A 23,055-nucleotide genomic window follows, 5' to 3' on the forward strand; every position below is an offset into this window, starting at 1 on the left:
CGCATTCTGCGGTCGCGGCCCTGAACTTCGGCCTGAAAAAACGCCCCTGGACCGCTACGTCCAGGGGCTTGCAGGTTCCAGTCGGGTCGCCGGCGAGAGCCTCTCAGGTGCAGGAGATCTGGCCACCGTCCACGCGCAGGATCGATCCCGTGATGAACGAGGCGCGCTCGCTCGCAAGAAACACGGCCGCGGCGCCGAATTCCGCAATCTCGCCATACCGTCCAGCCGGAATCCCGGCCTTTGCGGCCGCCGCCACCTCCTCGACCGAACGCCCCGTGCGCTCTGCATTGGCGGCATCGAGCTGCTTCAACCGGTCGGTCGCGATCCGCCCCGGCGCGATCGCGTTGACGGTCACTCCGAATGAGGCCACTTCGCTGGCGAGCGTCTTGCCCCAGCCGACCAGGGCAGGACGTATGGCGTTTGAAATGGCAAGATTGGGAATGGGCTGGATCACGCCTGACGAGATCACGGATATGATGCGACCGAACCGGCGCTCGATCATGCCCGGCAGGAGATGATCGGTGAGGCGGACCAAGTTGACGAACATGGCCTCGAATGAGGCGCGCCACTGCTCGGATGTGACGCCCTGCGCCTTGCCGGGGGGCGGGCCGCCGCTGTTCAGGACGAGCACATCCACGCCGCCGAGAGCGGCAGTGACGTCTTTTGCAAGGGCATCGATCTGATCCGATTTTCCCGTGTCGCAAACGAAGGGGAGCGCTCCGACCTTGTCCGCTGCAGCCTTCGAGCCTTCCATCGTGCGGCTTGCAATCGCAACGCGCGCTCCCTCCTCCGCAAGGCCTTGAGCGATCCCGTAGCCCAGTCCCTTGCTTGCTCCGAGCACCAGAGCGCGCTTCCCCTTCAGATTCGTCTCCATGATCTCAGGCTCCCTCGTGCGGGCGCTCGATGCGCTCCATCAACCATTCTATGTCGGCGATCGTTTCTGGCGTCAGCTTCGGAGCGGGCTTCCGCAAGGCGGCGGATGCAATGATCCCGCGGCGCTGCAGCACATACTTGCGAACGGAAAGCCCGACACCGGGCTGGGTCTCGTAGCGGACGAGCGGCAGATGCCGATCGAAGAGATCGTGCGCCTCGCGACGCTTTCCCTGCCTCATGAGATTGACGACGCCGACCAGCATCTCTGGGTAGGCATAGCCGGTCATGGCGCCGTCTGCGCCCCTTTCCATCTCGAAGGGAAGGAAGAGGCCTCCATTCCCGCAGAGAATCGAGACGCGGCGCAACTGCCCGGAATCGCTCGCCCGGCGCAGAGCCGTGATCTTGTCGAGACCCGGCCAGTCCTCGTGCTTGAGCATGACGCAGGAAGAATTCTGCTCGATGATCCGCCCGATCACGTGGGGCGTCATCACGACGTTGGTAACGAGGGGATAGTCCTGAATCACGAAGGGCGTGTCGCGGCCGACCGCCTCCGCCGCATCGGCATAGTAGGAAACGATCTGATCGTCGGTCCGCAGGTGGGCCGGCGGCGCGATCATCACTCCGGCTGCGCCGGCATCCATGACCTTCCGCGACAGCGCCGACATGGCGGCGAAGCCCGCCGCGGACACGCCGACGATGACGGGAACGCGGCCTGCCACGGCCGAGATCACCTGCTTCGCAAAGGACTGAGCCTCATCCGCCGCCAGCTTCGGTGCCTCGCCCATGATCCCGAGGATCGTGAGGCCTGTTGCCCCCGCTGCCAGGAAAGCTTCCACCATCCTGTCGGTCGATCCGAGATCGAGACGCCCGTCGTCGTGAAAGGGAGTGGGGCAGATCACGAAGACCCCGGCTGCGGAACTGGTGAGCAAGACGTTCTCCTGGGAAGGGTGCACCGGCGGAAGATCGAGGACCAAGGCCAAGGCGGCCCGGGCCTTGCCTTTCAAGCCGCTTACCAGGGGACACGGACTCCCACAAGATTGGCTGGGCTCACCTTTCGTTTAAGCGTAACAGGAGACGTGCGGGATCCCGTAGTATACTTGCGGGCCGCCGTGTCTCATGGATGAGGGAATTCCCCCTCGCCGGCTTAACAAGGTTCGGCTGCCGAAGGCAAAACGGCCGGTTCAGCCTGCCTTCTTTCTGCGCGTCGCCGCCGCCTTCTTGGCCGAAGCCGAACGCGCAGCCGCAGGACGGGCAGCCGAGGCGGCGCCTCCCCGCTCGCCACCGCGCTTCGCCGAGGCGTGATTATCCTTCCGGCCGCGACCCGATCCGCTCTTGTTGCCGCCGCCCGTTTCCTTGTTCACCGTTGCCCAAGCTCGCCTTTCGGCCTCCTTCTCAGGAACTCCCCGGCTCTCGTAGGTTTCCTCGATGTGCCGGGCCTGGCGCTTCTGCTTGTCCGTGTAGGCGGACTTGTCGCCACGGGGCATCTTTTTTCTCCTGCACCGTCAACAGCTTATCAACGCGGCTCCTGCCGCGTCCGCATGTCTGTTCAACGGGGCGCCACCCTCTGAGTTCCTGGCCCGATCTTTTTCCGGCAGCCCTGTTGACCTTTCGGCACGGCTTTTGCATCAGTGCACCGCAACATCGATGTCTTGGGAGATTGTCATGCTGGGTATCGGCCAGAAACTGCCCGCTTTTTCCGTCACCGGCGTGAAGCCGAAGTTCAACAGCCACGTCGAGAACGGCGAAAGCGCCTTCGAGACGATCACGGAAGCAAGCTTCCCAGGAAAATGGAAGGTTATTTTCTTTTATCCGAAGGATTTCACCTTCGTCTGCCCCACTGAAATCGCCGAGTTCGCACGCTTGGCTGGCGAGTTCGAAGATCGGGACGCTGTGGTTCTGGGCGGGTCGACTGACAACGAGTTCGTCAAGCTTGCCTGGCGCCGCGATCACCGCGACCTTGACCGTCTTCCGATCTGGCAGTTCGCCGACACGAACGGCTCCCTCGTCGACGGCCTGGGCGTGCGCGCTCCGGACGGTGTCGCCTACCGCTACACCTTCATCGTCGACCCGGACAACACGATCCAGCACGTCTACGCGACGAACCTGAACGTCGGCCGCAATCCGAAGGATACCCTGCGCGTGCTCGACGCTCTCCAAACGGATGAGCTCTGCCCGTGCAACCGGGAGGTCGGCGGCGAGACTCTGAAGGCCGCTTAAGGTTCGCCATGTCCATTGAAAGCCTCAAGGAAAAGCTCCCGCCCTTTGCGAAGGACGTGCGCCTCAACCTCTCTGCCCTTGCGACGGACGACAGCCTTCCGCCACAGCGCAAGTATGGCCTCTTCGTGGCCTGCGGCCTTGCAACCCGGAACCCTACCGTGGCGCAGGCCCTCGAAGCCGAGGCGAAGGCCCATCTTTCGCCGCAGGCGCTCGATGCGGCCCGGGCGGCCGCATCGATCATGGCCATGAACAATGTCTACTATCGGTTCGTGCATCTTGCCTCCAACAAGGAGTACGGCACGATGCCGGCGCGGCTGCGTATGAACGTGATCGGCAATCCCGGCGTGGACAAGATCGACTTCGAACTCTGGTCCCTTGCCGTGTCTGCCATCAATGGCTGTGGAATGTGCATCGACAGCCATGAGAAGGTCCTGCGGGAAGCAGGCGTCAGCGCCGCAGAAATCCATACTGCCGTGCGCTTCGCTGCCGTGATTCAGTCGACCGCCGTCGCCCTGGAAGCCGCTGGGTTCGCCCCCCTGATGGCGGCGGAGTAACGCCAGTCGGCGTCTCTGAGGGTTCATCCCAGCCCTTCAGAGACGCCGCGCCGCGCACTTCATATCCGTTATCTTGTTTCAGATATCGGAGGGGCCGTCCTGCGCCGTCTGACCCTAGGGGGCAGCTTCACCCATGACAGACCTCAGGACGCTCTTCCATTCCTACCGGGGTTGAAAACCGGTCGGGGCTTTCCTAAACGAAAGGCTTACTGTCCTAAAAGGAGAAGTCGATCGTGGCCGGTCCCGTCCGAACTCGCCGCCTCTTCAAGTTCGATGCTTCGGCCGTTCGGGACGAATACGAGCTCGACTTCGAGGATTTCGCCGGACGCCGGACAAAGCTCGTTCTGACGGCCGACCAGCTCCAGGACCTCACGGAGCGCCTTTCGGAACTGTTGGACGCCCGGGAGCACAGCATCTTCTCGAAGAGCAGCCGGAAGCTCAAAGCCTGAAGACTTTCAGGCCCTGCGCGCTACCCGGCCGATCCCTGCGTGGCACGCCCTTGCTTTCCTGCTTGAAGCTTGAGCATCATTTCCAGCGGATATTCCGCACACGCTCCGGCTGCAGGAACTGCGCCGGCGAGGCAGAATTCCCAGAGGGGAAAAGCAGGAGATTGGTCCTGACACCCGATCTGCCGTAGGATCGACCATGACCTTCAGCCCGCTTTCCAATTTTCCTAGCCTTGGCGACAGGTTTCCGGCCCCATTCCGTGGGACCTCGGGAAGACGCGACAAGGGTCTGATGACCTTCCTCGGTCTGACTGGCCCAGTTCGGGCGATATGTCTCCTCCTCGTCGGGCTTTCCCTCATGTCCTGGGCCGGACCTGCCAGGGCCCAGCATTCCGCGTCGGAGGCTCCTCCGGCGCAGGTTCAGCAACTTCTGAAGCTGCTTCAGGACCCAACCGTCAAATCCTGGATGGACGAGCAGCAGAAGTCCCCTTCTTCCCCTGCCGTCCGAACCCCACCCGAGGGAGAATCGGTGACATCCGAGATAGTTGCGGGAAGAATTGCAGCTCTCAGAACGCACCTGGTCTTGCTCGCGCAAGCTCTCCCCTACCTTCCCGCAGAGCTCCGGGACGGGATCGGGCGGCTCATCGCCGAGCTGCAGGGGCGGAGCGTCTATGGCATTCTCATTCTGATCGCGGGTTTCCTCGTCCTCGGCGCAGGCCTCGAATGGCTCTTCTGGATGGCCACGGCAGGGTTCAGAAGGCGCATTCTCAGGCTTCCGCAGCACACTCCCATGGAGAGACTGAGGATGATCGGGATGAGGTTGGCTTTCAGCCTGAGCGAGGTCGTGATCTTCGCTCTCGGGAGCGTCGGCGCCTTCCTCGCACTCGAGTGGCCTCCGCTCCTGAAGCAGGTCGTCATGGCTTATCTGATCGCCGGCGTCATGCTTCGCCTCACCCTCGTCGGCCTGCGGCTCTTCCTCGCTCCCCGCCTGGACGACCCGGAGGAGATCGCAAGTTTCCGGCTCCTTCCCGCGACAACGGAAGAGGCCCGCTTCTGGTATCGGGGTCTCGGCGCCTTCGTAGGCTGGTTCGTGATCGGATGGGCGACGGTCGACGTGTTGCGAGCGCTGGGGCTTTCGGTGGAAGCAAGGAGGCTGATGGCCTACGGTCTCGGGATTGGTCTCCTGCTGATCGCCATCGGCATTGTCTGGATGCGTCCGCGCATCCATGCCGGCACGGGCAATCGGGAACAGAGCCCGCGCCACCTCTCCCACACGGTCGCGGCATCCCTTCTGTCGGTTCTGTTCGTGCTCCTTTGGGTCTTGTGGGTCGCCGGCTTCACACGCCTGTTCTGGCTGGGTGCGGTCGCTACTCTGCTCCCTCTAGCCATCCGCGTCGGCGAAAAGGCAAGCCGACACGCCCTTCGTACCGCCGCCGACAGCACTCCCTCCGACAGTCAGAGCCTGATCGCCATTTATCTCGACCGGGGCATTCGGGTCGCGCTGATTGCCGGAGCCGCGCTGCTTCTGGCGCACGTATGGGACATCGACCTCATCGAAGTGACCAGCAGAGACACCATCCTCAATCGTCTCCTCAGGGGGATGCTGAGCAGCGTCGTCATTCTCCTCGTGGCCGACCTCCTGTGGCAGATTGCAAAGACCGTGATCGACAGGCGTCTCGCGGAAGTCGCAGCGATGGCGTCTCCCGGCAGCGCAGAAGCACTCAGGCAGGCGCGACTGCGAACCCTCCTGCCGATCTTCCGCAGTGTGATCTTCGCCGTTCTCGCCGTCGTTGCCGTCCTGATGGCTCTCGCTGCGCTCGGTGTCGAGATCGGTCCGCTGATTGCCGGCGCCGGAATCGTGGGCGTGGCGGTCGGATTCGGCTCTCAGACGCTGGTAAAGGACGTGATCAGCGGGATCTTCTATCTTCTCGACGACGCGTTCCGCGTCGGTGAGTACATCCAGAGCGGCAGTTACAAGGGCACCGTGGAGTCGTTGGGCTTTCGGTCGGTCAAGCTGCGGCACCATCGAGGGCCGATCTTCACCGTTCCCTACGGCCAGCTCGGCGCGGTGCAGAACATGAGCCGCGATTGGGTGATAGACAAGATGGCCATCAACGTGACCTACGACACCGACCTCGCGAAGGTGAAGCAGGTCATCAAGAAGATCGGGAAGGAACTCGCCGAGGACCCGGAGTTTGCCCCTAAGATCATCGAACCGCTCAAGATGCAGGGCGTCGAGGAGTTCGGCGACTTCGCGATCCAGATCAGACTGAAGATGATGACCCGGCCGGGTGAGCAGTTCGCCATCCGCCGCAGAGCCAACGCGCTGATCAAGAAAGCCTTCGAAGAGAACGGCATCGAGTTCGCCCTGCCCACGGTGCAGGTGGCGGGGCGAGAGGATGCCGGTCTGGCCGCCGCTCAGGAAGGCCTCAAGATCCTCAAGCCGCCCCCGGCTTAGCGGCTTGCCAAGCACCCCGCCGCGCGTGCCCTTTGACAGGGGAACGGCGGGAGAGGCTTATCGCCCTTCGCGCCGCAAGAAGATGCCCCCGGTGCCGTTCCACCGGAGAGGCGCCAATACGTCCTCTTCGCGAGCGATAGCGAGTTCCGACGCCGCCTCCGGAGAGCAATCGAGATAAGGCGACGTCAACGGACGCGCGTACTCCAATATCTTCGCGGAGCGGCAGTCCTTGTCGGAAACGGTCTCGCGAGAGGGCTGGGACACGGCCGGGCTCGCTTTGGCTCGGCGTTAAGCTGCGCCGCAAATAAAGTCCGTCCTCGAGCCTCACGGCAAGGACATTGTTGCCCTCTCCCGCTCCCTCGGACCCACGACCCATCGGTCGGGATCGTCGGTCTGGCCGATCAGGGCGAGACCATAGGCAATGGACTCGAACTGATCGGCGGAAGACAGCCGGCTCTCACCGAACCGCTCCAGGAACAGCCGTCGGATCGCCGGGACGAAGGATGTGCCGCCGGTGAGGAACACCCGGTCGATCTCCTCCGGCCGCACCCGCGCCGAAAGGAGAGCCCGGTCGACGGTGTCGCCGATGCTGCGGACGTCCTCCGCAATCCAGCTCTCGAACTGGCTGCGCGTGACGGGAGCACACACCTCGATCCCCTCGGCCCGAAACCGGAACTCGGTCTCCTCCTCGGAGGACAGTGCGACCTTGGCCGCTGAGACGGCGCGGTAAAGATCGAAGCCGAGGTCATACTCGACGATATCCGCAAACCGCTCCAAGGGCTCGGGATCGAGAGCGCTCCGGGCCAGCTCGCGCAGCTCCTTCAGATCGCCGTTGCCCTTCATGAGAGCGAGCTGGTTCCAGCGGGCGAAATTGGCGTAGTAGTGATTGGGGATCGACAGGATCTTGCCCATCGACCTGTAGCTTCCGCCTTTTCCAAGCCGGGGCGAGACGATCCTGTCGACGATGCGGTAGTCGAACGCATCCCCTGCGATTCCGATGCCGGTATGGCTCAGGGGCTCCGCCCGTAGAGCGCCGCCGACGCGGGAGAACCGCATGACGGAAAAATCGCTCGTGCCGCCTCCGAAATCCGCCACCAGAACCGTAGCGTCCCGGGTGAGCTCGCGGGCATAGAAGAAGGCGGCGCCGACAGGCTCATACGCGTACCGGGCGTGGCCCGCCCCCAGTTTTCCGAAGGCCGTGCCGTAACGGCGCATGGCGAGGGCGTCGTCCGGATTGTACCCGGCAAATTCCACGGGACGCCCGATCGTGATGTTCCCGGCCGCCAGGTCGATCCGTCCGCCGGCATGCTGCAGAAGCGTCCGCAGGAAAGTGCTCAGCAGATCCTCGAAACGGAAACGCTCCCTGAAGATCCGGGTCTCCTGGAAGGAAGCGCTGGCGGCGAAGGTCTTGAAGGACTGGATGAAGCGGTGCGCGGACACTCCCTCGAGGAAGCGCTCGATGGCCCATGGGCCGCCCTCGACCCTTGTCCGCAGCCCGTTGCCATCCCGCTCGTCCCAGAAGCAAAGCGCCGTGGTGTAGATCCTGAGCCTCGCGCCCCGGTGGTCGAAGGTCAGGGCCTCCACGCGCCCACCCCGGTCCGCGATGGCGACCACCGTGTTGCTCGTACCGAAATCGATGCCGATCGAAACGTCTTGGAAGGCAGAGGACATGGTGGAACCCTCGTAGCAGGCGGGCCGGACGGTCTATCGTCCGATGCCGTCCGAGCCAAGGGAAAACCTCTCGGAGCCACCCGCTTTCCGTTGCGGCACAGCGCCCCGGCCGTGGGCGGGGCCCGTTGACCGGATGAAAAGCGGCCCGTAGAAGCCGCGCCTTGTTCTGGAGGAAGCGACTCAATGCAATCCATCGGCCAGCGCATTGCCAGCGAGCTCAATGTTCAGGAGTGGCAGGTCAATGCCGCCATCGCGCTCCTGGACGGCGGAGCGACCGTTCCCTTCATCGCCCGATACCGGAAGGAGGCGACGGGGACGCTGGACGACGCTCAGTTGCGCACGCTCGAGGAGCGACTGCGCTACCTGAGAGAGCTGGAGGAGCGCCGCAGGACCATCCTCGAAAGCATTCGTGAACAAGGGAAGCTCACCGAGGAACTCGCAGCGCAGATCAACGGCGCCGATACGAAGGCGCGCCTCGAGGACCTTTACCTTCCCTTCAAGCCGAAGCGCCGCACCAAGGCTCAGATTGCAAAGGAAGCCGGGCTCGAACCTCTCGCCGACCGACTGCTCGCCCACCCGGAGAACGACCCGAAGGAGGCAGCGGCCGCCTTCGTGGATCCTGCGAAGGAAGTTGCCAGCCCGGAGGCTGCGCTGGAGGGCGCGCGCGCCATCCTCGTGGAGCGATTCTCCGAGAATGCCGAACTCCTGGGCGCACTGCGCGAGATCTACTGGCAGCGAGGACGGCTGACCTCGAAGGTGCGGGAGGGCAAGGAGAAGGACGGAGCGAAGTTTGCGGACTACTTCGACTTCGCGGAGCCGCTGACGAAGCTGCCCTCGCACCGGATCCTTGCCCTGTTCCGCGGCGAGAAGGAGGAAATCCTCGACCTGCGCATGGAGGAGGACAAGGATGCCGGACAGCCCGGTTACGTCAGCTCCTATGAGGGACGGACGGCTCTGGCCTTCGGCATCGCGGACAAGGGACGTCCCGGAGACCGCTGGCTTCTCGAGACCGTGCGCTGGGCGTGGCGGACGAAGCTGCGCTTTTCCATCGAACTCGACATGAAGATGCGCCTCTGGCAGACGGCCGAGGATGAGGCGGTCAAGGTGTTCGCCGGGAACCTGCGCGATCTGCTTCTTGCCGCTCCCGCCGGTGCGCGCCCGACGCTCGGCCTCGACCCGGGGTACCGCACGGGCGTGAAGGTGGCTGTTGTGGATGCAACCGGTAAGGTGGTCGCCACCGACACCATCTATCCGCACGAACCGAAGCGGCAATGGGACGAGTCCATCGCGACGCTCGCCCGCCTCTGCCGGGCCCACAAGGTCGAGCTCGTCGCCATCGGGAACGGCACCGCCTCCCGAGAGACCGACAAGCTCGCGGGAGAGCTCGTGGCCAGGCACCCGGACCTGAAGCTGACGAAGATCATGGTCTCCGAAGCGGGCGCTTCGGTCTATTCGGCTTCGGCCTATGCCAGCCAGGAATTGCCAGACCTCGACGTGTCCCTGCGCGGGGCCGTATCCATCGCCCGGCGCCTGCAGGACCCCTTGGCGGAACTCGTCAAGATCGACCCGAAATCCATCGGCGTCGGCCAATATCAGCACGATCTGGCGGAGCACAAACTGTCGCGCTCCCTCGATGCCGTCGTGGAGGACTGCGTGAATGCGGTGGGCGTCGATCTCAACACCGCATCGGCCCCGCTCCTGGCCCGTGTCTCCGGCCTCGGTGAATGGGTCGCGCAGAACATCGTGGCGCACCGCAACGCGAATGGCCCGTTCCGTACGCGGAAAGACCTCAATCACGTGATGGGCCTCGGGCCGAAGACCTTCGAGCAGGCCGCGGGCTTCCTGCGCATCCCCAATGGGGACGATCCTCTCGACGCATCGGGCGTGCATCCCGAAGCTTATCCCGTCGTGCGGCGTATCATCGAGGCAACGAAGAGCGACATCAAGGTCCTGATCGGCAATGCGGCGGTCCTGAGGGCGCTCAAGCCGAGCGACTTCACCGACGAGAAATTCGGCATTCCCACCGTGAAGGACATTCTCAGCGAACTGGAGAAGCCAGGGCGCGACCCTCGCCCCGAATTCAAGACGGCGACATTCCTCGAGGGCGTGGAGACGATCGGCGATCTGAAGCCTGGCATGGTGCTCGAAGGCGTCGTGACGAACGTCGCCGCTTTCGGCGCTTTTGTCGATATCGGCGTCCATCAGGACGGCCTCGTCCACATTTCGGCGCTGTCCGATAGCTTCGTGAAGGACCCTCGAAGCGTGGTGAAGCCGGGCGATATCGTCCGCGTCAAGGTGCTCGAAGTGGACCAGGCACGCAAGCGCATTTCCCTCACGATGCGCATGAGCGACCCGGCCGGAAAGGGGCCGGGCGTGCGGGGGCAGGATACGGCCCCCACGAGCAAGGGCCGTCCGCCTCACGGTGCCGGCAAGCGCGTCGGCGGCCAGGACGCGGGCGCCTCGGCCGGAGGCGCGATGGCCGAAGCCCTCCGCCGGGCAGGATTGGCCGGGGCATCTTCAGGGCGAGGCAAGGGCGGGAACGTTGGTCGTTAAGCGCTTTCCCGTGGAGGATCGAGGATGAGGTGCTAGCTCCACGCCGAGAGCACGGTCTCGCTGTCGACCGTCTCGATCTGCTGACTGAAGCGCTTGCTGTAGAGCGAGAGAAGGCTGTCGTGGCCTTCGTCGGACGAGCTGCACAAACCGTCTGCGACGATGACCACGCGATATCCGTGGTCGACTGCGCCGAGCACGGTCGCCAGGACGCACACGTCGGTCTCCGACCCGGTGACGACCAGGGCATCGGCCTGCCGCTCCTTGAGGAGATCGGCGAGCCTGTGCCCGGCAAAAGCGGAATAGACGGGCTTGTCGATCACGACCGCGGGCGGCACGAGCCTCGCCAAGGGAGGCATCAGCTCCAGAAGCCGAGGATCAAGATGCTCACGTGTCGTTTGGCGCCAGCGCTCGTAGTAGGAGCGCCATGTGCCGGGCATATCCTCTGGCCGCTCCGGCGTAATGAACCGGGTGAAGACCGTCCGCTCGGGAAAGCGTTCCGCGATGCGCGCAACGGTTGGAAGCACACGCTCCATCCAGGGGGTCGGCCAGGGACCGTCCGGAGAGAACAGGCGTTGCATGTCGATGCACAAATGAACCGATCGCTCGGTCAGGGGGCCATTCAGCAGGGAACCCATGGAACACTCATCGAAATCTCCCATTCCAAACGGGGCCGCGGCTCGCGTGTTCCAGCCCGTCTTCGCATCAAGAGCCGTTCGGATCGACGGGCCGGCTTCGGTCAGGAGAAGCTCGCCGCGCGCGCCAAAGTTCCCTGTGCGAGGGGAAGAGGAAGGCTGATCGTGCAGACGAGACCCGAGGGACGATAGTCCAGCGTCACGCGTCCTGAAAGCTCCCGCGAGAGGCTGCGCTCGATCAGCCTCGAACCGAAGCCCTTGCGCGTGGGTGCCTTCACGGGCGGCCCGCCCTCCTCCTGCCAGTGCATGATGAGACCTTTTTCGTCCCAGCCCTCCACCAGATCCCAATGGATGAGCACGCGACCGCTGTCGACGGAAAGAGCTCCGTACTTCACCGCATTGGTGGACAGCTCGTGCAAGGCCATGGCGAGCGGAAGCGCAATTCGCGGCGGCACATGGAGAGCAGGCCCCTCGATGACGAACCGCTCGACCTGCTCCCGGCGGTATGGCGCCACCGCCTCCTCGGCTATGTCGCGCAGGTTGACGCCCTCCCAGTTCTCGCGCGTCAGTACGTCATGCGTCTTCGAGAGTGCGAAGAGGCGCGCCTCGAAAGCCTCCCGCGCCGCCTTGGGTTCTTCGGCCTTGAAGCTCTGCGCCGCGATGGACTGGACCGTGGCCAACGTGTTCTTCACCCGGTGATTGAGCTCGTTGATGAGCAAGCGGCGCCGCGCATCGGATTTCGCCCGCTCCACCGCCGCCCACGTGCGCTCGGCCACATCCCGGCACAGTTCGATTTCACCCTGCGACCAGCGCCGCGGCATACCGCTGTGAATGTAGAGTGCGGCCCTGAGCTGCCCCTCCTTGACGAGTGGTACCGAGATCGAGGCGATGCAGTCCAGGGCGGCGTAGGCAGCGTAATGCCCCTCCGCCCGCGGGTCCGAGAGCGCATCGTCGAACACCACCACCCGCCCGGATCTCAGATCGGAGCAGAAGGACGGACCGAAAGGCTTCAGCGGATGCCGCCCGGACGCATCCGGGGTTTCGTCCGTGTGCCAGTCGACCAGCGTCGTCAGGACCATCGTCGCATCGTCCACGTCGCCGTACCCGACCCGGGCCACGCCGAGATGATGTCCAAGCGCCTCGGCCACCGCCAGGAGAATTTCGTCCGGGCGATCGAGATCCCTGATTTTGTCGCTCAAGGACAAGAGGAAACGCTCCCGCATCTCGCTGTCCTTGCTCGACGTGATGTCGAGGTTGACGATCACCGTTCGGACGGGCTTGCCCGCGGCGTCGGGAAGCGACTGCCCGCGCATGAGGAGCCACCTGATCGAACCGTCGTCGCGGACGATCCGGTACTCTGCGGTCAGAGGATCGAGCGTGCGCGAGAAGCGCCGGACCTCCTGCTCCATCCAGGCCCGGTCGTCGGGGTGGATGAGTTGCTGCCAGACGAGAGACAGATTGGTATCGGTCGTGTCCCGATCGAGGCCGACCAGCTGATACATCTGCGCGGACCAGGAGATCTCGCCGGTGAGATGGTTCCAGTCCCAGATGCCGAGGCCTGCGACGTCCTGAGCGATCTGAAGACGCTCCTCACCCTCGCGCAGCACACGCAGGACGCTTTCGCGCTCCGCTTCTCGAAGGCTCAGCTTGGTCGCCATGTCGTTGAAGGCAAGGCTCAACCGTCCGATGGGCGTATGCGGATCGAGCACCTTGATCCGGGTCTGAAGGTCGCCCTTCCGCCACCGTTCGACGGCCTGGTTGAAGGCGGCGAGAGGCCGCTGCGCGGATGCTCGCCCGGCCAACCATGAGGCGACGAGGGCGAGACACGCGATGAAGACATAAAAGATCGCTTGCCCACTGTATATCGGCAGCTCTTCCATCAACCGAACCTAAGTCGCCTCTTTCACCCCACCCACCGCCAAGGCAGGCCCATCATTAAACCGCTCGCCCGGCGATGCAAAGCAACAATCCTGCTCCTTCGAAGTACGATCGGACTCGAGAGCACGCCGCCAGGACAATATTCTCTCTCGCGCCCCCGGCGCCGGATGCGATGACCCTTGCCTATTCCGGCATCGGCGAGGACCGGAACCGGGACAGGGCAAAGGGCGACAGGTCGATCCGGCTCCGTCCCTCCGTCGCCATCTGGGCGGCTGCCTCGCCGACGGCGGCCGAGTGCTTGAAACCATGACCGGAGCATGGGGAGACAACGAAGATCCGCTCGTCATCGGGATGGCGGTCGATCAGGAAGTGGGAATCGGGCGTGACGGTGTAGAGACACGTAACCGCACGGACCGCCCGACGTCCGATCCCCCGGACGCGACCGGCCAGGTGAGCCTCGTACATGGCTTGAGACTCCGCAGGAGCGACCTTGCGTTGGACGGTCTCCGGGGCGGTCGCCTCGTCGTATTGCTCGCCGGCCGTCTTCATCGTCCCCGATCCCGGCAGGGACGGGAAGCCGTAGAAGAAATCCCTTGGGTCGCCTCCGGGAGCCCAAATGAAGACAGGGCCGTCCGCCCAGCGGCTGCCCCAGTCCGGATCGACGGGGAACCAGTGCATGACCTGCCGGCTCGGGGTCAGCAGCTCGCTGAACGGCGGCCCAAGCAGCGATGGCGCCCACGGACCCGCTGAGACGATGACTTTCGAAGCATATACCGTTCCACCATCCGTCCCGATCTTCACGCCGCCTCCCGCTGGCGCCAGGGAACGAACGGTCTCGCCCAGACGGAGCCCGGCTCCCAAGGCCTTCGCCCGCATGAGCTGGGCTGCGACGCACCGCTCCGGATCGAGGTATCCCCCGCCCGGCTCGAAATATCCGGTTTCACCGTCCAGCGGCATGAATTGCGGAAACCGCTTACGGATCTCCTCCGCGGAAAGGATCTCGTGCGCGAGCCCATAGTCCTCCGCGGCCTGCCTGGTGGTCGCGAGAAAGCTCCTGCGGATCGGGCCGCTCGCAGCCGGGCTCATCGTGCCGATGATGAGGCAGCCGATCTGGCTCAGCAACCGCTCCCCGGTCTCGGCCTCGAGTTCCCGCCAGATCTCGTTGGACCGCAGGGCCAGGGGAACATAGGCGACGCCCTCCCCGATTGCCTGGCGCGTGATCCTCGTCTCGCCATGGGTCGAGCCCTGATCGTGAGGCGGCGCGTGTCTGTCGATTCCGACGGCCTTCGCTCCCAGCTTGGCGAGCTGGTAAAGAGCCGCCGCCCCCATGGCACCAAGCCCTACTACGGCGACGTCATAGACTGATGCCTGCTCCGCCATCGGTCCCCCCTCGGCCTTCCGTGCCATTCCAAGCAGGTTTCGCCCGAGGCAGCAACATCCTGCGGAGTTTCGTCCCCCGGGATGCGCTTGTTCCAGGAGGCGAATTGCACTAAGAATCAGGCTGTCTCACGGGGAGCCCTGAAGGGGCTGAGAGGCAGCGCGGCTGCCGACCCGTCGAACCTGATCCGGGTCATGCCGGCGGAGGGAATGAGAATGCCATACAGCAGGATGACCTGCGCCCCCTGCATGCCGTGCCGCAGACCTGGCCTACCTCATGCATGGGAGCGTTCCTGATGTTCGGCCGAATTGCCCTCGCTCTTGCCTCGCTCTGCCTCGCCGCAGGCTTGGCCTCTGCCCAAACGAAACCCGTTCTCACGGTCTATACCTACAGCTCCTTCGCCGGGAAGTACGGTCCCGGCAAGACCGTGAAGGAGCGTTTCGAAGCCGTCTGCAACTGCGAGCTCGCCTGGGTCACCGCGGAAGACGCCGGCAGCCTGCTCGGCCGTCTGCGGCTGGAAGGATCGGACACGAAGGCGGATGCCGTGGTCGGCCTCGACATGAACCTCGCCGCGGAGGCGAAGGCTCTGAACCTCTTCGCGCCTCACGGCGTGAACACGGAGGGCCTGACCCTGCCCGTGGCGTGGTCCGACGACACCTTCATTCCCTACGACTGGGGATATCTCGCGTTCGTCTACGACTCCAGCAAGCTCGCCAATCCTCCCAAGAGCCTGAAGGAGCTGGTCGAGCACCCGAACGGGCCGAGAATCGTGCTCCAGGATCCCCGCACCAGCGCCCCCGGCCTTGGCTTCCTTCTCTGGATGGAGAAGATCTATGGCGATGGGGCCGACAAGGCCTGGGCCGACCTGCGACCGCGCATCGTCACCTTCACCAAGGGGTGGTCGGAGGCTTATGGGCTGTTTCTCAAGGGCGAGGCCGACATGGTGATGTCCTATACCACCTCGCCGGCCTACCATGTGACCGTGGAGAAGAAGAACCAGTACAAGGCGGCGGCGTTCGACGAGGGGCACTACCTGCACATCGAGCTGGCAGGCATGACGAAGACCGCCAAGAACCCCGAACTCGCCAGGAAGTTCATGGAATTCGTCCTGTCCGATGCATTCCAGTCCGCCATGCCCGAAGGAAACTGGATGATGCCAGCGAAGGCATCGGCAGCGAGCCTCCCCGAGGCATTCAAGGATGCGATCCAGCCGAGCAGGACGCTCCTCTTCACGCCCGACGAGGTGCGGGAGAACCGACGTGCCTTCGTGGACCGCTGGCTCAATGCCACGGCCCGCTGACCTGCAATCATGACCCTCAGGCCGCCCCACCCCGGGAGCCTGGTGGCCCTTGCCATCCTGGCCCTGGTTGCGGGCGGCTTCTTCGCATTGCTGCGCGCCGGAGGGAGCGGGTCGGGTATCTTCTCCATCGGTCCCTATCTCGTCCAGGTCCTGATCTTTTCCCTTGTGCAGGCGACCCTGTCGACGATCCTCTCCCTCGGCCTCGGCACGGCGCTCGCGCTGGCCCTGGCCCGCCGGCGCTTCCCTGGACGAGACACCCTGCTCGCCTTCCTGGGAACGACGATGGTCATACCAACCATCGTCGCTGTCTTCGCGGTCCTCACGGTCTATGGCAGGAACGGATGGGCGGCTCGGTTGCTCGCGGACTCCGGAGCCGGGCCGATCGGCATCTTCGGCTATCCTGGCATCCTCATCGCCCATGTCTTCCTGAACGCTCCCTTCGTCGCACGGGTGGCGCTCGACGCCCTCGACACCGTGCCCGCCGAGCAGTGGCGCCTGGCGTCCGCTCTCGGCTTCACGCCTCGCCAGATCTTCCGCCACCTGGACTGGCCCGCTCTCCGCACGGTGCTCCCGGGTCTTGCAAGTCTCGTCTTCCTTCTCTGCTTCAAGAGCTTCGCCGTCGTCCTCGCCCTCGGAGGCGGACCGGGCCGCGCGACGCTCGAAGTGGCCATCTATGAAGCGCTCAAGGTCGACCTGGATTTCGCTCGCGCAGCATCCCTTTCCCTGGTTCAGGTCGCGATCTGTCTGGCGGTGGCCTCTCTTCTTCAGAAGCCCCTGGCTTATCGGCCTGCCGCGGCGACCGTGCGCGGCGCTCCCGTCCGTTCCGACGCAAGGGATCGTCGGCTGAAAGCGTTCGACAGCGCGGTCCTCATTCTGGGCTTCGGGTTCATCGGGCCCCTCGCCCTCAGCGTACTCACCGGCCTCGGCCATCTCGGCGCCGTGATGGACGCCGACCTTTTCCAGGCCCTTGCCACCAGCTTGGCGATTGCGTCGGCTGCCGCCGCTCTGGCTTGCTGCCTCGCGCTGCTCCTCGGCGCCGCCGCGCGGCATCGCCGTTTCGTCCTCGGCTCGCCGCGTGGGGCGTCCCTGTTCGAACTGATCCCGAACCTTCTCCTGGCCGTCCCGCCTTTCGCGCTGACGGCGGGCCTTTTCGCGATCGTCAGGCCCCTTGCGGATCCGGCGCTGGCCGGCGCCGTCCTCCTCCCCCTCATTAACGGCCTGGGATCCCTGCCCTTCGTCTATCGCTCCGTCGCGCCCCGGCTCATGCTGGCGGAAGAGCGATACGGGCGGCTTTCCGCCTCTCTCGGCCTGGCTGGCGCATCGAGGCTCAGGATCGTCGACTGGCCCCTGCTGCGACAGCCTTTGGGTGCGGCCTTCGCTCTTGCGATGGCGCTCTCCTTCGGCGATTTCGGCATCATTGCCCTGTTCGGCGGCCCCGAATTGAGGACCCTGCCGTATCTGCTCTACGAAAGACTGGGAGCCTATCGCTTCGACGAAGCATCGGCGATCGGCCTCATCGTCGTCCTCGTGGCCTTTCTTCTCGCACGCCTTTCCGGCCGGTTGCCCTATGCTCGCGATTGAGAACTGCCGTTTGACCTGGCCGGATTTCACGGCCGACTACACCCTTCAGGTGAAGGAGGGAACGTTCTGTGCCGTCGTAGGGCCCTCGGGAGGAGGAAAGACGACACTTCTGCACATGATCGCAGGATTCGAAACGCCGGAAAGCGGCACCCTCGCCTTTCGCGGAAGGAGCCTTTTGCCGCTCTCTCCTGCGGAACGGCCCGTCGCCATCGTCTTTCAGGATCACAACCTGTTTCCGCACCTCGCTGCGGCGGAGAATGTCGCACTCGGCATCCGGCCGTCCCTGAGGCTGAGTTCCGGAGACCGGGCCCGGGTAACGGACATGCTGGAGGCCGTAGGCCTGAAGGGCTTCGAAAATCGCCGGCCTGGCGAAATGTCGGGGGGACAGCGCCAGCGCGTGGCGCTCGCCCGGGCGCTGATCTCCGGACGGCCGCTGATCCTCCTGGACGAGCCTTTCAGCAGCCTCGATCCCCATCTGCGCCGCAGCATGGTCGCTCTCGTGGACAAGCTCCGGCGCGAGAAGAGGGTAACGGTCATCATGTCCATTCACACGCCCGAAGACGTGAGAGACCTGGCGGAGCAGATGGTCCTCGTGGCCGGCGGCGGAGTGGTCGCCACCGGATCGCCTTCCGCCATTCTGCATGACCCGTCCCTCGCCGCGGCCATTGCCGCCGAGCCTGAAAGCTGACCCTGACAGAGGCCGCCATGGTCACGGCTCAGATCGCGGATCGGCAGATGCCTTCCTTTGCATGGAGGCATCCAGGAAAGCCTTCTCCTGGTGCGTCAGGTGCCTGACCGCGCCTTTCGGCAAATCGCCGAGTCGCAGGCCGCCGATCTCGACGCGGACGAGACGCAGTACCTCCGCGCCCGTTTCGCCGACAAGCCGCCGGATCTGACGGTTCTTGCCTTCGCTGAGGGCGACCTCGAGCCAGGCGTTGCGCTCGCCCATTCGCAGCACCGTCGCCGCTCTGGCGCTCAAGCGCTCTCCATCGTGAACGACACCCTCAACGAGCCGATCCAGCATGGACTGATCCGGCAGGCGGTCGATCTGGACATGGTAGACCTTGCTGACATGCGAGGCCGGATCGAGGAGGCGCTGCGCCCAGCGGGTGTCGTTCGTCATCAGCAGGAGCCCCTCGCTTGCCTTGTCGAGCCGCCCGACGGGAGCGACGAAGGGCAGGTCGAGACCTTTCAGGCAGTCGTAGACCGTGGCCCTCTCCTGAGGGTCGCTGCGCGTCGTGACCAGCCCCCGCGGCTTGTTGAGCATCAGATAGACCTTGCGCTCGGCCGCAACCGGCTGGCCGTCGACGGCGATCCGCGCGCGGTCGGGATCGATCCGCATTGTCGCGCTGCGGGAGACCCGACCGTCCACGCGGACCCGCCCCTCCGCGATCAGACCCTCGGCCTGCGTCCGGGAGCAGAAGCCCAGTTTGGACAATGCGCGCGCAAGACTTACCTTGGCCTCGCCGGCTGATCGCGTCATTCGCGCCGCCGGCGGGCGATAGGATGGCTTCAATCTGTTCTTCCTCGATCCGAAGGTTGGAGGTCCGGGAAACCGGACGAACTGTGGGGCCATAAGGCCAAGATCGCTGCCCACGTCAACCACCGGCGAGTTCTCTTGGCAGTTCCCTTGGCAGTTCCCTTGGCAGTTCTCTCGGAGTGCCCTCGCAGCATCCGGCAGCACGTGGGTCGGCCCTGCCGGGAGCGCACCGATAGTTCATTGCAAGCGGACGTCCGGGACCACCCGTCTCACCGCAGGATCACGCTCGCGCGAGGGCGCGCTTCGTCCCTTGACAGTCGGAAAGATGTAGGATCATCTTATTTGCATACTAATGAAATAAACGGTCGGCCAACGACCGTCCAAGGGGAACGAATGGCCTTGATGGCCAAGGAGGGGATCGATGTATCTCCGGCCCAGATCGCTGGACGAAGCGGTGGACGCGCTGGCCATCCATGGCGGCCGCATCCTCGCTGGAGGAACGGATTTTTATCCGGCGCTCGGCGACCGACCGATTGCAGGAAACGTCATCGACATTTCCGCGCTGGACGAGCTCGCAGGAATTTCCGTTGGCCCGAACGAAGTGCGGATCGGGGCCCGCGCCACCTGGAGCAGCATCGCGTCCGCGCCTCTTCCTCGCGCCTTCGATGCCCTGAAAGCGGCGGCTCGCGAGGTCGGATCACTGCAGATTCAGAATCTCGGAACGATTGCCGGAAACCTCTGCAATGCATCGCCTGCGGCAGACGGCATTCCCCCTCTTCTGGCACTCGATGCGGAAGTGGAACTGCAATCCCGCTCGGGACATCGCCGCATTCCTCTCGCCGAGTTCGTCACCGGCTATCGCAAGACGGTCATTAGCCCCGACGAGATTCTCACTGCCGTGGTCGTGCCGCGCTCCATCGAAGGCGCTTCGGCATTTCTGAAGCTCGGCGCCCGCCGGTACCTTGTGATCTCCATCGCCATGGTTGCGGCCATCGTCGAAACCGATTCCCAAGGCTGCGTCTCCCAGGCGCGGATTGCCGTCGGCGCCTGCTCGGCCGTCGCGCAACGGCTTCGCAGCCTGGAGGAGGACCTCGTCGGCGCTCCGGGCCGGCCCGGGATCGGAAGCAGCGCTTCGCTCGATCACCTCGCGTCGCTTTCCCCGATCGACGACCTGCGCGCAACCGCCGACTACCGGAGGAATGCCGCGTTGGCCCTCGTGAGAAGGGCGCTCGAAGCCTGTGTCCTGGAGACTTGAACATGCTCGATCCGGTCGCGCCCCCGAAATCGGATACGACGGTGGAATTCTGCCTCAACGGCCGCACGACAGCTGTCTCGGCGGCACCGGCGAGCCGCCTCAGCAAGGTGCTGCGCGACGAGCTGCGGCAGACCGGAACGAAGGTCGGCTGCGACGCAGGAGATTGCGGCGCCTGCACGGTTCTGGTCGACGATGAGCCGGTCTGCAGCTGTCTGATGGCCGTCGGACAGGCCGAAGGCCGATCCGTCACGACCATCGAGGGGCTAGCCCACCACTCGCCCAATGCCGCGAGGCTCCAGCAGTCCTTCCTCGACCACGGGGCAGCTCAGTGCGGCATCTGCACGCCCGGAATGCTGGTGGCGGCAACCGCGCTTCTCGACCGGAATCCCGCTCCCACGGAAACCCAGGTCATGGACGCCATCGGCGGCGTTCTCTGCCGGTGCACGGGCTATCGCAAGATCGTCGAGGCCATCCTCGCCGTGCGGCAAGCACCCGCCGCGGCGCCCATGCCGGAAGCCGGGTCGGCAGTCGGCTCGCGCGTCGTCCGCCTCGACGGGCTGCGCAAGGTGAACGGAACGGAGATCTTCGGTGCCGACGAGTGGCCGGCCGACGCGCTTTTGCTGCGGGCGGTCCGTAGTCCCCATCACCGGGCCCGCTTCCGCTTCGGCGATCTCGACGCATTCGTCGCGGCGCATCCCGGCATCGTACGCATCCTGACGGCGAAGGATGTGACCGGAGAGAACTGCTTTGGCGTCATCCCCGCCTTTGCCGACCAACCTGTCTTCGCCGAGACGGAGGCGCGGTTCCGCGGCGAGGCGGTTGCTGCAATCGTCGGAGAAGCGGAAGCCATCGAGGCCCTCGATCTCTCGGAATTCCCCGTCACGTGGGAAGAGCTTCCGGCCAGCACCACCATGGATGCCGCCTTGGCCGAGGATGCGCCTCTTGTCCACCAGGGGCGCCCGGGCAACGTTCTGGTGCGAGGCCGGGTCGTTCGCGGCGATGTCGACCGGGCGCTCGCCGAGGCGGACGTGGTCGTCGAAGGTCTTTTCGAGACGGGCTTCGTCGAGCACGCCTATATCGAACCGGAGGCAGGCTTCGCGCGCCGGGTCGGGAACCGCATCGAAGTTCAGGCCTGCACCCAGGCCCCCTACATGGATCGCGACGATATCGCCCGCGTTCTCGGGCTGGCTCCGGAGGACGTACGGATCATCCCGACCGCAGTGGGCGGGGGCTTCGGTTCTAAGCTTGACCTTTCGGTGCAGCCCTTCATCGCGCTGGCTGCGTGGCTCCTGAGACGTCCGGTCCGAATGACCTATACGCGGCCCGAGTCGATCATGACGACGACGAAGCGCCACCCGGCCCGCATCCGCGCCCGCGCCGGCGCCACGCGGGACGGACGTCTCGTCGGGCTGGACTTTACGGGGGACTTCAACACGGGCGCCTATGCCTCCTGGGGACCCACCGTCGCGAACCGCGTGCCGGTCCACGCCTCCGGGCCCTATCTCGTGCCGCACTACCGCGCGCTGACCCGCGCCGTGCTGACTCACCTGGTGCCGGCCGGAGCATTTCGCGGGTTCGGCGTGCCTCAAGCCGCCATCGCCCAGGAGCAGCTCTACGACGAGCTTGCCGGACGCCTCGGACTCGATCCTCTGGAATTTCGCATCGCCAACGCCCTGACCGACGAGCTGCCGACCGTCACGGGGCAGGTTCTCGGCAAGGGAGTGGGGATCAAGGCCTGTTTCGAGGCGCTGCGTCCGCACTGGAAGCGCGCTCGCGCGGAAGCGGAAGTCTTCAACGCCGCCGCGAAAGGCACATTGCGGCGCGGAGCCGGCGTCGCCGGCATGTGGTACGGCTGCGGCAACACCTCGCTGCCCAATCCCTCCACGATCCGTGTAGGGCTCAAGCGCAACGGCCGCCTGTCCCTGCACCAGGGCGCGGTCGATATCGGCCAGGGGTCGAACACCGTCATCACGCAGATCTGCGCCGATGCGATAGGCGCGCCGCTTGCCCGCTTCGATCTCGTCTCCGCGGATACGGACATCACGCCGGACGGCGGCAAGACCTCGGCATCGCGCCAAACCTTCGTCAGCGGCAAGGCCGCCGAGCTTGCCGGGCGCGAACTGCGCAAGGCGATCCTGCGTCTCGCGAATGCCGGCGACGGCGCCCGGCTCCTGTTCGAGGGCGACCGCGTCACTGTCGAGGATGGCGGTCAGCGCTGGACCATCGCCCTGTCGGAGCTGCCCCTGGACGAGCATGGCTATGTGCTCACCGGAGAGGCGACGTTCGATCCTCCCACCTCGCCGCTCGACGAGAACGGCCAGGGCGACCCCTATGCGGTCTACGGTTTCGGAGCCCATATGGTCGAGGTCGAAGTCGATCTGGAACTCGGCCTGGTGAAGGCCTTGAAGATCACTGCCGCGCACGACGTCGGCAAGGCCATCAATCCCATGCTGGTCGAAGGACAGATCGAGGGAGGCGCCGCGCAGGGCCTCGGCCTCGCCCTCATGGAGGAGTTCCTTCCCGGAAAGGGCGAGAACCTGCACGACTACCTGATCCCGTCGGCGGGCGACATGCCGCCCGTGGAATCCATTCTGATCGAGGATGCCTCGCCCGTCGGCCCCTTCGGAGCCAAGGGCATCGGCGAGCAGGCGCTGATCCCCACCGCCCCCGCCATCCTCAACGCCATCTTCCATGCGACCGGCGTCCGCATCCGCCGCGTGCCCGCCACGCCGAGCCGAGTGCGCGAGGCCCTCGCCGCCGTTCATTCGCGAGGCTGACC

The 23,055-nt window shown here is 65.0% G+C and carries 18 protein-coding genes and 1 riboswitch; of the genes, 10 read left to right on the forward strand and 8 right to left on the reverse strand.

What is annotated here, in order from left to right:
- Window positions 1–103: 103 nt before the first annotated feature.
- The 3 genes from GDR74_RS16600 to GDR74_RS16610 form a co-directional block, all read right to left on the reverse strand.
- A complete protein-coding gene (locus tag GDR74_RS16600) occupies window positions 104–874 on the reverse strand; it encodes an SDR family oxidoreductase (RefSeq protein ID WP_152587333.1) in 771 nt (256 codons plus the stop codon).
- Window positions 875–878: 4 nt separating this feature from the next.
- A complete protein-coding gene (locus GDR74_RS16605) occupies window positions 879–1,802 on the reverse strand; it encodes a dihydrodipicolinate synthase family protein (RefSeq protein WP_152587334.1) in 924 nt (307 codons plus the stop codon).
- A gap of 252 nt (window positions 1,803–2,054) precedes the next feature.
- Window positions 2,055–2,357 carry a plasmid stabilization protein gene (locus GDR74_RS16610; RefSeq protein ID WP_152587335.1) on the reverse strand — a complete coding sequence of 101 codons (303 nt, stop codon included), beginning with the start codon at window positions 2,355–2,357 and terminating at the stop codon, window positions 2,055–2,057.
- Between the two features lie 178 nt (window positions 2,358–2,535).
- Here GDR74_RS16610 and GDR74_RS16615 point away from each other — a divergent pair, with 178 nt between their 5' ends.
- From GDR74_RS16615 to GDR74_RS16630, 4 genes are all read left to right on the forward strand, one after another.
- Window positions 2,536–3,090, forward strand: a complete 555-nt coding sequence (locus GDR74_RS16615) for a peroxiredoxin (protein WP_152587336.1) — start codon at window positions 2,536–2,538, stop codon at window positions 3,088–3,090.
- A gap of 8 nt (window positions 3,091–3,098) precedes the next feature.
- On the forward strand, window positions 3,099–3,644 hold the full coding sequence (gene ahpD, locus GDR74_RS16620) for an alkylhydroperoxidase, AhpD family (protein ID WP_152587337.1): 546 nt from the start codon (window positions 3,099–3,101) through the stop codon (window positions 3,642–3,644).
- 233 nt (window positions 3,645–3,877) lie between these two features.
- Window positions 3,878–4,093 (forward strand): hypothetical protein, encoded by a 216-nt coding sequence (locus tag GDR74_RS16625; protein WP_152587338.1) that lies wholly within the window; start codon window positions 3,878–3,880, stop codon window positions 4,091–4,093.
- A 196-nt stretch (window positions 4,094–4,289) separates the two neighbouring features.
- Window positions 4,290–6,548, forward strand: coding sequence for a mechanosensitive ion channel family protein (locus GDR74_RS16630; RefSeq protein ID WP_246179696.1), 2,259 nt, complete (start codon window positions 4,290–4,292; stop codon window positions 6,546–6,548).
- A 324-nt stretch (window positions 6,549–6,872) separates the two neighbouring features.
- Here the strand turns inward: GDR74_RS16630 and GDR74_RS16635 are convergent, their stop codons facing one another.
- Window positions 6,873–8,219, reverse strand: a complete 1,347-nt coding sequence (locus GDR74_RS16635; protein WP_152587339.1) for an Hsp70 family protein — start codon at window positions 8,217–8,219, stop codon at window positions 6,873–6,875.
- Between the two features lie 183 nt (window positions 8,220–8,402).
- Here GDR74_RS16635 and GDR74_RS16640 point away from each other — a divergent pair, with 183 nt between their 5' ends.
- Window positions 8,403–10,772, forward strand: a complete 2,370-nt coding sequence (locus GDR74_RS16640; RefSeq protein ID WP_152587340.1) for a Tex family protein — start codon at window positions 8,403–8,405, stop codon at window positions 10,770–10,772.
- A 32-nt stretch (window positions 10,773–10,804) separates the two neighbouring features.
- Here GDR74_RS16640 and GDR74_RS16645 read toward each other — a convergent pair whose 3' ends face one another.
- From GDR74_RS16645 to solA, 3 genes are all read right to left on the reverse strand, one after another.
- A complete protein-coding gene (locus GDR74_RS16645; protein WP_152587341.1) occupies window positions 10,805–11,407 on the reverse strand; it encodes a cysteine hydrolase family protein in 603 nt (200 codons plus the stop codon).
- Between the two features lie 101 nt (window positions 11,408–11,508).
- Window positions 11,509–13,206: an HWE histidine kinase domain-containing protein gene (locus tag GDR74_RS16650; protein WP_194164565.1), complete on the reverse strand. Its 1,698-nt coding sequence runs from the start codon at window positions 13,204–13,206 to the stop codon at window positions 11,509–11,511.
- A gap of 259 nt (window positions 13,207–13,465) precedes the next feature.
- A complete protein-coding gene (gene solA, locus GDR74_RS16655) occupies window positions 13,466–14,662 on the reverse strand; it encodes an N-methyl-L-tryptophan oxidase (protein WP_152587343.1) in 1,197 nt (398 codons plus the stop codon).
- 119 nt (window positions 14,663–14,781) lie between these two features.
- Window positions 14,782–14,887, forward strand: a riboswitch (TPP riboswitch).
- 68 nt (window positions 14,888–14,955) lie between these two features.
- On the opposite strand from solA, the gene thiB reads away from it, so the two are divergent.
- Genes thiB through GDR74_RS16670 form a run of 3 tightly spaced genes read left to right on the forward strand, consistent with a single transcriptional unit; the run spans window position 14,956 to window position 18,229 of the window.
- A complete protein-coding gene (gene thiB / locus GDR74_RS16660; protein WP_152587344.1) occupies window positions 14,956–15,960 on the forward strand; it encodes a thiamine ABC transporter substrate binding subunit in 1,005 nt (334 codons plus the stop codon).
- A gap of 9 nt (window positions 15,961–15,969) precedes the next feature.
- Window positions 15,970–17,541: an ABC transporter permease subunit gene (locus tag GDR74_RS16665; protein ID WP_152587345.1), complete on the forward strand. Its 1,572-nt coding sequence runs from the start codon at window positions 15,970–15,972 to the stop codon at window positions 17,539–17,541.
- A complete protein-coding gene (locus GDR74_RS16670; RefSeq protein ID WP_152587346.1) occupies window positions 17,528–18,229 on the forward strand; it encodes a thiamine ABC transporter ATP-binding protein in 702 nt (233 codons plus the stop codon). Before GDR74_RS16665 ends, GDR74_RS16670 begins: the two co-directional genes overlap by 14 nt.
- Before the next feature lie 21 nt (window positions 18,230–18,250).
- Here the strand turns inward: GDR74_RS16670 and GDR74_RS16675 are convergent, their stop codons facing one another.
- Window positions 18,251–19,024, reverse strand: coding sequence for a pseudouridine synthase (locus tag GDR74_RS16675; RefSeq protein ID WP_152587832.1), 774 nt, complete (start codon window positions 19,022–19,024; stop codon window positions 18,251–18,253).
- Window positions 19,025–19,442: 418 nt separating this feature from the next.
- Here GDR74_RS16675 and GDR74_RS16680 point away from each other — a divergent pair, with 418 nt between their 5' ends.
- A complete protein-coding gene (locus GDR74_RS16680; protein ID WP_152587347.1) occupies window positions 19,443–20,276 on the forward strand; it encodes an FAD binding domain-containing protein in 834 nt (277 codons plus the stop codon).
- 2 nt (window positions 20,277–20,278) lie between these two features.
- Window positions 20,279–23,053: a molybdopterin-dependent oxidoreductase gene (locus tag GDR74_RS16685; protein WP_152587348.1), complete on the forward strand. Its 2,775-nt coding sequence runs from the start codon at window positions 20,279–20,281 to the stop codon at window positions 23,051–23,053.
- The last annotated feature ends 2 nt before the right edge of the window (window positions 23,054–23,055 follow it).

It is taken from the genome of Microvirga thermotolerans, assembly GCF_009363855.1.
Classification (GTDB): Bacteria; Pseudomonadota; Alphaproteobacteria; order Rhizobiales; family Beijerinckiaceae; genus Microvirga; species Microvirga thermotolerans.